Genomic DNA, 12,530 nt, shown 5'->3' with positions numbered 1-12,530 from the left:
CTACCTGCGAGGCACGCGCGGGATGCGGGATTGCGACAGCTTGTACTTTGCCTCGGGATGAGGCGGATGGCCTTGGGTGCGATCCCAATATGCCGCGCCACCGCGTTTCAACCACAGTGGAATGCACAGGATCAACCCGACGACGAACCCTCCGGTATGGGCCCAGTAGGCAACGCCGCCTTCGTCGGGGTTGCTGTAGATACTGCCCGCGAACTGCATGGCCAGCCAGACGCCCAGCATCACAAAAGCCGGGATCGAAAAGACCCTGAAATAGACGATCAGGATCAGCAGAATATCGACGCGGGCCTTTGGGAACAGCAGAAGATAGCCACCCATCACCCCGGCAATTGCGCCAGACGCGCCGATCGTTGGCACCACCGAGTCTGGCGCGGTGATGACATGGATCAACCCGGCGCCGGCTCCGGCCACAAGGTAGAACAGGAGAAAGGGCAGATGACCCATCTCATCTTCCAGATTGTCGCCGAAAATCCATAAAAACAGCATGTTGCCTGCCAGGTGCATCCAGCCGCCATGCAGGAACATGGAGGTCACGAAGGTTTCGAACGCATAGCCATCCGTGATCCGCGCGGGAATGATCGCGTAGTCGTAGTAAAACCGGTTGATCAGCGACGCGTCATTCATGATCCCCACATAGCTGACAAAGATCAGGATATTGGCGGCCATGAGTGCGTAAACGACATAGGGTGTACGCCCCGAGGGGTTATGATCGCGGATCGGAAACATGGCGCGACGCTGGGCTTTTCCAGGCGCGGCGTCAAGAACAGCTTATGCCGCACCGGGTCATTTCCCTGCAACTTGACAGAAGGCGGAACAGGGTCATCCTTGCAGTATGACACATATGCTTCACGGTCTGATCATTGGCGTCGCTCTGACCACATCCGCAGCCGCGCAAACCTGCCCGGATGCTCCGGATCATGCGCAGGGAGTGAGCGATCTGATTTCACAGCTTCAACAAGCCGAGTCTGAGGTTGTGGCGCGCACGTATTCCAACCAGATGTGGGAGCTTTGGACAGATGCGCCTGACGCAAAGTCACAGACCCTGCTAGATCGTGGCATGGCACGGCGCGAAGCATGGGATCTGGTCGGAGCTTTGGAGGAGCTTAATCAGCTGGTAGAATATTGCCCGGAATTTGCCGAAGGCTATAACCAGCGGGCTTTTGTGAACTACCTCAAGCAGGATTTCGGATCGGCCTTGCAAGACCTTGATGTGGCCATTGAATTGTCGCCGAACCATGTTGCCGCAATCAGTGGGCGGGCGTTGTCTTTGATGGGTTTGAAACGGTTGGACGAGGCCAGGGCCACACTGAAACAAGCGCTGGAGCTTAATCCATGGTTGTCAGAACGCGCCTTGTTGCAGCCCGGTGGCTTGCTGGACCCTCCGGGACAGGACATCTGAACTATCGGGGGCGCCCGCCGACCGCCAAGGTGATATCGCGCGCGGCTTCGGCAACCAGCCTGCCAAGGTTCTCAACCGTATCACGGTTAAAGCGGGCGGTCGGGCCAGACACAGAAATTCCGGCGCATGGACTGTTCTGTTCGTTGAAGATCACCGCGCCGATGCAGGACATCCCTAAATAGCGTTCTTCTATGTCATAGGACCACCCACGCTGCCGTGTGGTTTCAAGATCAACCATCAGCGCCTTGGGATCACTTAGCGTACGGTCGGTAAATGCCTCGGGTTCACTCGCGGTTAGTATCCTTGAAACGGCCTCAGGCTCCATCGCTGACAGGATGGCCTTACCGATGCCCGAGGCATACATCGGTGACCGTGCACCGGGCGGAAAGAACGCGCGGATCGGATTTTTGGTTTCGATCTGGCCTACAAATACAACGTCACTCGCATCGGGTACTGCCAGATTCGCCGTTTCTCCGGTATCGTTCATCAGCCGGTGCATGATGGGTTGCGACACCTCGATCACGCTGTTGCGCTTGAGGAACGAGGCACCGGCGCGATAGGCCTCGATCCCGATCATCCATTCCTGGCGGATTTCGTCGAACCTGACAAAGCTGTGCTTGGCGAGTGTGGTCAGGATGCGGTGTGTGGTTGCGGTGGGTATTCCCGTTTCGCGGCTGAGATCGCTGAGGGTGCTGCGTTCAAGCCGTGCAAGGGTGCTGAGCGCTTCCAGAGCGCGATCGAGAGATTGCAGCGTCCCAGCGGAACTTTCCTTGAACAACGATTTGGGCCTGCCGCGCGGTCGTTTCTGAATGTCCAAATTCGGGTCCTCCTGCGTCTTGCGAGAACGGTACGTGGAATTCAGGATTTTTCATATGGCGAAAAATATTTTTAGTAGCTCCGTTGATGTGCGATCAAATGGAACTTAGGCCCTGACACGGCGCCCCAATCCAACATTTTTTAAGTTTTTTGTTTCCCTACGGGAAACCCCCAATATCGCGTCAGTTTGGGATGCTGTATCAGGGTGAAGTCTATCAGGTCCTTCGCGACCAAATAGTTTTTCCCCGATGAGGGGCTGGCCTATACCCCCTTCTGGCCGGCCCCTCACTTAGTTTGGGGTCAACTCATCTTAAGCAGTTGGGCGACCCGCGATGGCAACTCTTCTGCGTGATCATAGGCCGCTGTGTGTGGGATGTTGACAACGGGTGTTTTTCGATAGCCCTGCGTGAACAATAGAAATGGAACGTCAGCACGGACCGCTGTTTCCGCATCAACCTCGCTGTCGCCGACAAAAAGGCGCGGCCCTGCGCTGTCTAAGGCGTCGAAGCTGGCCAGCAGATGCCGAGGATCCGGTTTGCGCATAGCCATGCTGTCTCCACCCAGAACCACATCGAAGAATCGCGACAGACCCAGCGCATGGAGAATGTGGCGTGCAGGGGCTTCGGGTTTGTTCGTACACACTCCGAAGGTATAGCCCTTGGCTAGCAACTTTTCCAACGCACCAGGGATGCCCGGATAAGGAACTGTCATGCTGCTGGCGGCGTCGTCGTAATGGGCGCGCATGCGTTTGGTCAATTCGGTGTGTCGTTCCGCAGGAAGTCCCACATGCCGGATCATTCGTTCTACCAGTTTAGGCAACCCATTTCCTACGAAAGAGGCAATGATCTCTTTCGGTAGCGGCGGCAATTCGATGTCTTCCAGCGTTCGGTTGGCCGCTGCTGCGATATCACCAAGGCTGTCGACAAGCGTTCCATCAAGGTCGAAAATGATTGCCGCTGCCATAGGTCACATTCCTTCCTTGCCATTTGATTTACTGTCTAGCGCGCCAGAACTTAGGCGGTAAACCGTCAATCTTTGGGAACGATGTATTGGGCGCTTGACATACCTTACTAAATTAATCAGATTAAGGGTTAAGACAATGAGCCAACCCGGTTTCGGGTCAGCCAGAACTTGAGAAACGCGAACAGATCAGGCGTTTGCCTTGACCCTTCTGGAGTTGACCGATGAATGTGCAGAACCCGAATCCCAGCCAATCTTATTCAATGTCCATCTTGCCATCCTACAAAGCCGATGATCTGACCAAAGGCGGCAATCTTGCGCATATCGAGCTGGGGGATCAACTGTATACGCTGCGGATCACCCGCGCAGGTAAGCTGATCCTCACGAAATGAGCAGCGCATCAGCCCGTGGCGGTGCAGCCGTTGGCAGGCTATCCGACCTGAGCCCAATAGAAGCAGGCGCGGTGATGTATTTGCGGCTGTGGGGTGATGGTCCCGCAGGCCGTGCAGACGCCGCAAGCGACTTTGATATCGCGCTGGGCGTGGATCACGGACAGGCCGCGATGCTGACGCTGGACCGGTTATGCTCGCTTTGCGCCACTCACGGTCGCCGCCAGTTGGTACGGCATGGCCTTGGATGCGCGTGCCTTGGTGCCGATGAGAACTGTTTCGCGCAGATGATCGGTGCGGCTGCTGATGGTGCACGCGAGGATGCGATGATGATCGCGTCTTTGATCGTGCGTCCGGATTTTGCCCCGGCCTTGGCGTCATTGTCCGAGGATTTGGGGTTTGCCCTGCGCCGGATGACGAAGTCTGTACCGCTGCCAAGCACCGGTCATCAGACACCGTCAACCGTTTTGCACTAGCCCCGCTAACAACACCCGCATCCGGCGTGATGGTGATCATGATCGCACGCCGGTTCAGGGGTATAATCTCCAACCTCTGACAACACATCCCGCAGAGCCCATAGGATCATATCCACATCTTCGGCCTCGATTGTCAGGGGTGGGCGAATTTTCAGGATGTTGTCCTTGGGCCCCTCACTGCCGATCAGGATGCGGTGATCGCGCATTCGATTTTTGACATATTGGCAGATCTCTGTGCTTTCCGAGCCATCAGGGTTGATCAGCTCAACCCCCAGGAACAGCCCCATACCACGTACATCCCCGACGCATGCGAAATCAGATTCGATCTGTTTCAGCCCTTCGATCAACCGTGCGCCCATGTCTCGTGCGTTGCCCTGAAGGCCTTCGTCATCGACGATATCCAACACCTCTTTCCCGATTCGGCAGGAAAGGGTTGAGCCGCCGAAGGTCGAAAAGAACTCGATCCCGTTATCGAAGCTTCGGGCGATTTCCTTGGTGGTGACCACAATGCCAAGGGGGTGGCCGTTGCCAATGGGTTTGCCTAACACGACAATATCGGGCAAAGCCCTCTGATGTTCGAAGCCGAAGTAGTATTCCCCCAAACGGCCAAGTCCCGTTTGTACTTCATCAGCGATACAAACTCCCCCGGCTGCCCGGATTTTCTCATAAACCGCAGGCAGATATCCTTTCGGAGGGACGATTTGCCCCCCAACCGATGGAAAGGTTTCAGCGATAAAGCCGGCTATCCCATGGCCTCTGTCACTCAGTGCTGCAATGGCAGAGACCACAAGCTCGGCGAATTTAGCGGAGCGGTCGGGGTCGTCCCGCTTGAAAGATCCGCGAAAGTCGTCAGCCACCTCAACCAGTTCGACCCAATCGGCCTGCCCAACACCGCCGGGTTTGTTGAACTTATAGGCTGAAACTGCAACGGCAGCGTTGGTGTTGCCGTGATACCCATGATCCGGTGTCACGATCCCTTTGGCGCCGGTATGGGCACGGGCCAGTCGCAGGGCAAGTTCATTGGCTTCGGTGCCGGAATTGACGAAGAAACAGACCTGCAAATGATCAGGCAGTTTGGACAATATCTTATCTGCAAATGCCGTTTGTGCCGGATGCAGATAGCGCGTGTTTGAATTCATCCGTTTCAGCTGATCCGCAGCAACGGCCTGTATCCGAGGATGTGCATGCCCCACATGTGGGACGTTGTTGTACGCGTCCAGATAGGGGCGGCCCCATTCATCGAACAAATGATGTTTCCAGCCCCGCACTAGCATGACAGGGTCATCGTAAGTCAGGCTGAGGTTGCCGCCGAAATGATCATGTCGACCCTTCAAAACAGTGGTTTTGTCGGTAGGCTGATAGAAAACCTTTTCGTCTGGCAGGTTCAGCAGCGCGGCAGGATTTGGGCAGAGCTTGTGCCATAGGAACATTTCGTCGGGATCACCAACGCCGGGCCAGTCGCTCTCCATCCCATCCGTGGTCAGTGCCAGCTGGAAATGGACATGCGGGGCCCATCCGCCATTCTGGCTGGCATCCCCAAGCTGGGCAAAAGCCGCCCCTTGCGCCACCGGGTCGCCGGGTTGCAGCCGCTCACAAACCTCAGGGTCCAGATGACCGTAGAGCGTGTAAAACGGATCGCCCTCGGGTGTTTCATGACGCAGGATTACAATGCCGCCATAGTCCAGATGCATGTTGCGGTTCTCTGCGACCTCAACCCGCCCGCTCAGTGGCGTATGCAGTGCAGTACCGGCCGGGGCGAACACATCCACGGCCAGATGCACAGTCCGCCGGTCCGAGGCTTTCCAAGGACCCTTGCGAAACCCTGGCTCTGCATAGATCAGACGCGGTTCGTTGTAGTAGCCCAGCCAGAGCCCTTCCCCGAACTCCTCTCCCACGCGAGCGGCTTCTTCCAGCGGCATGTGGAACGGGTTCTGCGGCCAGACCGAGTTTTCAACAGATAGGGACCCCATAGGGGCATTGCTCAGGTCTTCCCCGAACATCGGTGCGAACCCACCGCGATTATCGGCGAGGAAGGCGCGAACACGATCAGCTCCATCAGTCACGGGCAGGCCGCAGGCTGCGCGTAGGCGCGCAGACATCAGGCCGCCGTTGACAGATACGTTCTCCAGGAACCGCCATGCGGGCGCCTGCGAAATCGTGACATAGGGATCGTCTGGGTTATCCACAGCCACTAGGGTCGAGTTCACAACCGACACCGCCAAGCGCATGCGCAGCAGCGGCCAGACCAGATCGATCTCCTGCGCGCTCAGTCGGTTTGCCGCGTGATAGCCGCGCACCAAGGCGGTCAGCGCGCGTTCGGGTTTGGGATGATCCAGAACGACATAGGCGCCCGCGATCGCGAGATCGCAAATCCGAGGGGCAGCGCACATGTCGCCCAGATCAATCATGCCCGAAACCGTATGACGTTGCCTAAAATCGCCATCGACCAAAATATTGTAGTCATTTGCGTCATTGTGAATGGCCTGCTTTGGCAAGCGGATAAGCTGATCAGAAAGCGCCCTGAATCCCTGTGTTATCTCGGCGAGCAACCTACGCCGATCCGGGTCTGAAACAGCATCCAAATGCGCTTCAATCCAACCCGCTTGCATGAGGTCCCATTTGAAATTTGGCCGCTCCAAGGCGGCATGGGTGAAACCCTCCAGCGCACGATCTGTCGCGCCCAGAACGCGTCCCAGTTTAAGGATCAGCTCCTCACTTTTGGGCGCGGTCTTGGCGTAGCATTGACCGGGCAAGCGCTCCAGCAACCAAACAAGCCGGGGGGTGCCTGCTTCGTCCTGAACTTCGGGCAAAAGGTCCCCATTCAGATCGGCAAAAACCTTTGGAAAGGGCAGCCCTGGCGCAGCGGTGGCGATATGCGCCAATGCCTTGATTTGCAGATCCACAAGGCCGGTTTCACATCCTGCACGCATGACCTTGAGCACATAATCCTGCCCGTTTTTGGCCTCGACCAGAAAGTTCAGATCATACTCGCCATCCAAGCGCGTCAAACGCGCCTCAAGCCCCCATTGCGCGCGCAACGCTGTTGTCCAGAAAGCAGCTGTATCGCTCATACCTTATCCTTCTGACCGAAGGATCCATCCTTCATCTGGCCAAAAAATATCCTCGGGGGGGAGGCGCGCCAACAGGCGCGGCGGGGGGCAGACAGCCCCCTTCAACCTCAATCCAAGGCGCGCAAACGTTTGAACAGAGAAGACGTATCCCATCGCCCACCGCCCAGCTTTTGCACATCCTTATAGAACTGATCGACCAGCGCCGTGACAGGCAATGACGCCCCTGTCTCATTGGCGGTATCCAGACAAATCCCCAGATCCTTGCGCATCCAGTCCACTGCGAATCCATGCTCAAAGTGGTCGTCCAGCATGGTTTCATACCGGTTGGCCATTTGCCAGCTGCCCGCCGCACCCTGGCTGATCACCTCGACTACCGAACGGCCGTCTAGCCCGGCCTTTTCGGCAAAATGCAGCGCTTCGCTGAGACCCTGAACCAGACCGGCGATGGCGATCTGATTGCACATCTTGGTCATCTGCCCCGCGCCACTGTCACCGATCCGACGGCAGATTTTCGAATAGACCTGCATGATGGGCTCGGCAGCCTCGTAAGCAGCCTGATCCCCGCCACACATAATGGACAGAACGCCATTCTCGGCACCGGCCTGACCGCCCGAAATTGGGGCATCTACAAAAGCGATACCTTTGCTTTGACCTGCCGCATACAACTCGCGGGTCACTTTGGCGGAAACTGTGGTGTGATCGACAAAGGTCGTGCCTGAGGCCATACCGTGAAAGGCGCCATCATTGCCTGTGCAGACCATGCGCAGGTCATCATCATTGCCGACACAGGCCATGACAAACTCGGCCCCCTGCGTGGCAGCTTGCGGAGTGGTCGCCATTGACCCACCATGTTGGTCCACCCAGGCTTGGGCCTTTGTAGCGGTGCGATTGTAGACGGTTACGTCATGACCGGCAGCCTGCAAATGCCCCGCCATGGGGTAACCCATGACGCCAAGGCCTAGAAAAGCGACTTTTGCCATTTTGAATAACCTCTCTGATATCGGGCCTTGAGGCCGGCGACGTTCCGCAGGCAAGACCGGTTGGGCAGAGACAAAGCAAAGCTGCGCCCAAAGGGCAACCCCGCGTCAGGACTTGCCGCCAAGATCCTGCAAGATCGGACAATCGGGCCGATCATCCCCAGCACATGCATCGATCAGATGACCAAGCGTATCCCGCATGGCTTTCAAATCCGCGATTTTCGCATCGATCTGCGCCAGATGATCTCGGGCCACGCGTTTCACATCTGCGCTGGCGCGGGTTTCATCCTCATACAAGGCAAGCAACGTCCGGCAATCCTCAATCGTGAAGCCCAATGCGCGGGTACGTCCCAGGAAATTCAGCTTATGTAAATCCTGAGCGCGAAAAACACGATACCCATTATCGTCGCGCAGCGGTTTGATCAGATCGATCTCTTCGTAATAGCGGATGGTCTTTGCAGGTAACCCTGTGCGGGTGGAGACATCTCCGATATTCATGCGAGGGCCTCCTTGGATATGCCGGACGCGGCATTCAGCAAGTCGGCCCTCACCCGGCGCAGGCGCAGGGCGTTGGAAACGACAAAGACGCTCGACAGGGCCATGGCCCCGGCGGCCAGTGCTGGTGACAGCAAGGGTCCACCGAAAGGATAGAGCACGCCCGCAGCCACCGGGATCAGAAGGATGTTGTATCCGAAAGCCCAGCCCAGATTCTGGCGGATGTTGCGCAATGTCTGGCGGCTGATTTCGACGGCATTCGCCACTCCGCGCAGATCACCTGACATCAAGACGACATCAGCAGTTTCGATTGCCACATCTGTGCCGGTACCAATCGCAAGGCCAATATCTGCGGCTGCGAGGGCGGGCGCATCGTTGATACCGTCACCGACAAAAGCCACCGTGCCAAACTTGTCGCGCAACTCATCAATCGCGTCTCTTTTTCCGTCGGGCAGAACCTCCGCCGTGACGTGATTGATGCCCAAACGATCCGCCAGTGCCTGAGCCGTGCGCGCGTTGTCGCCCGTGACCATGGCCAAGGTTACACCTGTTCCTCCTAAGCGCTTCAGGGCCTCGGGCGTGCCGGGTTTGATCGGGTCCGAGACATAGATCGCCGCCGCCAATTGCCCGTCAATGGCCACGTACAAGGGTGTTGCGCCTTCGGCAGCACGGGTATTGGCCTCGGGTGTGAGGTCACTTACCGAAATCCCAAGCTGATCCATGAGCGATTGCGAGCCAATTGAAACGGATTGACCTTCGACCCGCCCTTGCAGGCCAAGGCCGGTGAGTGATTGAACCTCTGAGGCCTCCGGCAAATTGGCAGGTCCAGCACGAGTGATTGCAGTTGCAACAGGATGCTCAGACCGCGCCTCCAAAGCCGCAGCGATGCGCAGAATATCAGCCGCGTCAAAGCCATTGACGGGGGTCATGCTGTCCAGTTCGGGACGTCCAAGGGTCAGTGTCCCGGTTTTGTCCAACGCAATCACCTTCGCCTGCTGCAATTGCTGCAAGGCAGCGCCTTTGCGGAACAGCACGCCCAGCTCAGCCGCGCGGCCCGTTCCCACCATGATCGAGGTTGGCGTGGCCAGACCCATCGCGCAGGGACAGGCGATAATCAGGACCGACACCCCCGCGACCAAGGCATGTGACAGGGCGGGTGCCGGACCCAGCAACAGCCAAGCGACAACGGTGACAACCGCAATGACCATAACTGCAGGAACAAACCGATAGGTGATTTGGTCGACTAAACCTTGAATTGGTAGTTTGGCCCCCTGCGCCTGTTCTACCATCCGAATGACCTGCGCCAACACGGTATCAGCCCCCACATGTGTGGCCTTGACCCGCAAAGCACCGGTTCCGTTGACGGTTCCGCCAACAACCGGGTCACCTGCGGTTTTGCCCACGGGGATCGGCTCACCCGTGATCATGCTTTCGTCGACATAAGCGCTGCCTTCCAGTATCTGCCCGTCGACCGGTATGCGCTCTCCCGGGCGGATATGCAGGATGTTGCCGGCGGCTATATCAGCTATTGGGAGGTCTTGGGTCTCGCCCTCGATCTCAACCCGAGCGGTTTTGGGCTGTAACCCGACCAGCCTGTGAATTGCCGCGCCGGTCTTGCCTTTTGCCCGCGCCTCGAGCCAGCGACCCAGAAGGATCAAAACCACGATCACGGCGGCGGACTCGAAATAGATATTGGCCGACCCCTGAGGCAACACCTCGGGCGCAAAAACGGCCGTGAACGAATACAGATAGGCGGCACCCGTTCCTAACGCGACCAAGGCATTCATGTCGGGCGCGCCGCGCAGCAGCGCTGGGATACCCTTTTGATAGAATATGCGCCCCGGTCCGATCAGCAGGGCAGAGGTTAGTGCAAACTGAATCAGCTGGCTGGTCTGTACCCCGATGGTTCCGTGAACCCAATGATGAAAGGCGGGGACCAAGTGACCACCCATCTCAAGGATAAACACCGGCAGTGCTAGGACTGCTGCAAGAAGCGTGGCACGGCCCAAGCCCGTCGCCTCGCTAGTGTTCGAACCGATGGTCGTCTCTGACGATGTACTCACCTGCGCTGGATAGCCAATATCTGTGACGATCCCTGCGAGAACGGTGGGCGTGGCGTTCCCCTCGGCATAGGTAACACGCGCTGTTTGGGTGGCCAGATTGACATCGGCGCGGATAACGCCGGGCGCTTTAGCCAGCGACCGTTCGATCTTGGAAACGCATGATGCGCAATTCATGCCGTCGATCTTGAGAACAATCTCATTGAGGACGGCAGGATAACCGGCCTGTTCCAACGCGTCGGTCAACACAGAAACAGGCGTGTCGCTGGCCACCTGCGCCGACTGGGTCGCAAAGTTGACCGTCGCGGTTCTGACACCTTCGGTGCCGGATAGCGCGGCTTCGACCCGCGCAACGCAAGAGGCGCAGTTCATACCTGTGATTTTGATCTGTATCTGCTGAGCGTTCGCCATCCGACTCATCCCGGTCCTATGTTGCTGCTTAGTTGGGGGTTCCAGTGACGGGAAGGTCAAGGGCGCGTGTGGCATTTCTTTGGAAACACGACAAGATCTGACTTGGTTTAAGCAGGAACGCAGCGTTGAAACTGCCAGAAACGCCGCGTCACATGGATTGGCGGGACGCACGCAGACCTGTAGCTTTTGGATAACTACTTATCGGAGAGCTTAAGATGTCGCTTTTTTCTTCATCCGCCGCCTGGGTCACTGATGAACACCGCATGTTTGCCGATATGGCAGGCCGTTTCATGGACGATGAACTTGTTCCCAATATTGAGACCTGGGTCGACAATGGCGTAGTAGATCGCGCGTTCTGGCACAAAGCAGGGCAAGCGGGCCTGATGGCTGGCGCAATCCCCGAGGAATATGGTGGCGTTGGCGGTGGCATGGGGTTTGATGCCGTTACCATCTACGAACAAACCGCAAGGGGTGATGCGGGTTGGGGCTATGGCATCCAATCCATTGTGACGCACTACATCACGGCTTATGGCAGCGAAGACCAGAAACAGAAGTGGCTGCCCAAGTTGGCATCAGGTGAGATGGTTGGGGCTTTGGCTATGACAGAACCCAGCACCGGATCTGATGTTCAGGCCGTGCGGACGTTGGCAGAGAAGGACGGCAATTCCTACAAGCTCAATGGCTCAAAAATCTTCATCACAAATGGTCAGTCGGCGGATCTGGTGATCGTTGCAGCGAAGACGGATAAATCTCTGGGCGCCAAGGGTGTTTCTCTGATCGCGGTTGAGACCGAAGGGGCCGAAGGGTTCCGCCGCGGTCGGAACCTCAAGAAACTTGGCATGAAGGGCAACGATACCGCCGAGCTGTTCTTTGAAGACGTCAAGGTGCCAATGACCAATCTGCTGGGTGCGGAAGAAGGTCAGGGGTTCTATCAGCTGATGAAGCAGCTGCCATGGGAGCGGTTGACGATTGGTTTGATGGCCTTGGGTGCGATCGACTTCGCCATCGCTGAAACAGTGAAATATGTGCAAGAGCGCAAAGCCTTTGGGCAGCGCGTCATGGATTTCCAGAACACGCGCTTCAAGCTGGCAGAATGCAAGACTAAGGCCGAAGTGCTGCGCAGTTTTGTAAACGATTGCATCGCCAAGCTGGAAGCTGGTGAGTTAGACGCTGCCACCGCTTCGATGGTCAAATACTGGGGTTCTGAGGTGCAGAACGAGATCATGCACGAATGCCTTCAGTTGTTTGGCGGCTATGGATTCATGATGGAATACCCGATTGCGCGTCTCTATGCCGATGCGCGTGTGCAAATGATCTATGGCGGCACCAATGAGGTCATGAAGGAGCTCATTGCACGGTCTTTGGATGTGTAGGGAAGGCTCCCGCCCATCTTCGCCGTTTCTGGCGAAACGACTGTGATGGTTGGGCCGGGTCGGCGCGGGCGGTGCCCGCGCCGAC

General features: G+C 57.2%; 11 protein-coding genes. 4 read left to right on the top strand and 7 right to left on the bottom strand.

Annotation, left to right across the window (positions count from 1 at the left end; genetic code table 11):
- Positions 1-744, bottom strand: coding sequence for a rhomboid family intramembrane serine protease (locus tag ACR0DH_RS08610; protein ID WP_480548904.1), 744 nt, complete (start codon positions 742-744; stop codon positions 1-3).
- A 106-nt stretch (positions 745-850) separates the two neighbouring features.
- Here ACR0DH_RS08610 and ACR0DH_RS08605 point away from each other — a divergent pair, with 106 nt between their 5' ends.
- The gene (locus tag ACR0DH_RS08605; protein ID WP_480548906.1) at positions 851-1,417 is read left to right on the top strand and encodes a tetratricopeptide repeat protein; all 567 of its coding nucleotides are present in this window, start codon (positions 851-853) and stop codon (positions 1,415-1,417) included.
- A gap of 1 nt (position 1,418) precedes the next feature.
- On the opposite strand, the gene ACR0DH_RS08600 is transcribed toward ACR0DH_RS08605, so the two are convergent.
- Together ACR0DH_RS08600 and gph are read right to left on the bottom strand one after the other, a co-directional pair.
- Positions 1,419-2,234: an IclR family transcriptional regulator gene (locus tag ACR0DH_RS08600; protein WP_480548908.1), complete on the bottom strand. Its 816-nt coding sequence runs from the start codon at positions 2,232-2,234 to the stop codon at positions 1,419-1,421.
- A gap of 299 nt (positions 2,235-2,533) precedes the next feature.
- Positions 2,534-3,196, bottom strand: a complete 663-nt coding sequence (gph, locus tag ACR0DH_RS08595) for a phosphoglycolate phosphatase (protein ID WP_480548910.1) — start codon at positions 3,194-3,196, stop codon at positions 2,534-2,536.
- Between the two features lie 221 nt (positions 3,197-3,417).
- Between gph and hemP the strand changes: the two genes are divergently transcribed.
- Positions 3,418-3,585, top strand: a complete 168-nt coding sequence (gene hemP / locus ACR0DH_RS08590) for a hemin uptake protein HemP (RefSeq protein WP_170536364.1) — start codon at positions 3,418-3,420, stop codon at positions 3,583-3,585.
- A complete protein-coding gene (locus tag ACR0DH_RS08585) occupies positions 3,582-4,058 on the top strand; it encodes a hypothetical protein (protein ID WP_480548912.1) in 477 nt (158 codons plus the stop codon). The genes hemP and ACR0DH_RS08585 overlap by 4 nt, the downstream gene beginning before the upstream one ends.
- A 5-nt stretch (positions 4,059-4,063) precedes the next feature.
- On the opposite strand, the gene ACR0DH_RS08580 is transcribed toward ACR0DH_RS08585, so the two are convergent.
- From ACR0DH_RS08580 to ACR0DH_RS08565, 4 genes are all read right to left on the bottom strand, one after another.
- Positions 4,064-7,129, bottom strand: a complete 3,066-nt coding sequence (locus ACR0DH_RS08580) for an aminotransferase class III-fold pyridoxal phosphate-dependent enzyme (protein WP_480548914.1) — start codon at positions 7,127-7,129, stop codon at positions 4,064-4,066.
- A gap of 107 nt (positions 7,130-7,236) precedes the next feature.
- Positions 7,237-8,109: an NAD(P)-dependent oxidoreductase gene (locus ACR0DH_RS08575; protein WP_480548916.1), complete on the bottom strand. Its 873-nt coding sequence runs from the start codon at positions 8,107-8,109 to the stop codon at positions 7,237-7,239.
- Positions 8,110-8,214: 105 nt separating this feature from the next.
- Entirely contained in the window at positions 8,215-8,604 is a 390-nt protein-coding gene (gene cueR, locus ACR0DH_RS08570; RefSeq protein ID WP_480548918.1) for a Cu(I)-responsive transcriptional regulator, read from the bottom strand.
- Complete coding sequence (locus tag ACR0DH_RS08565) at positions 8,601-11,072, bottom strand: heavy metal translocating P-type ATPase (protein ID WP_480548920.1); 2,472 nt, start codon at positions 11,070-11,072, stop codon at positions 8,601-8,603. The genes cueR and ACR0DH_RS08565 overlap by 4 nt, the downstream gene beginning before the upstream one ends.
- Before the next feature lie 215 nt (positions 11,073-11,287).
- Between ACR0DH_RS08565 and ACR0DH_RS08560 the strand changes: the two genes are divergently transcribed.
- Positions 11,288-12,445 carry an acyl-CoA dehydrogenase family protein gene (locus ACR0DH_RS08560; RefSeq protein WP_480499590.1) on the top strand — a complete coding sequence of 386 codons (1,158 nt, stop codon included), beginning with the start codon at positions 11,288-11,290 and terminating at the stop codon, positions 12,443-12,445.
- Positions 12,446-12,530: the final 85 nt, after the last annotated feature.

Source organism: Ruegeria sp. I1 (assembly GCF_056532675.1).
This window is presented reverse-complemented; position numbering and strand designations above follow the sequence as displayed.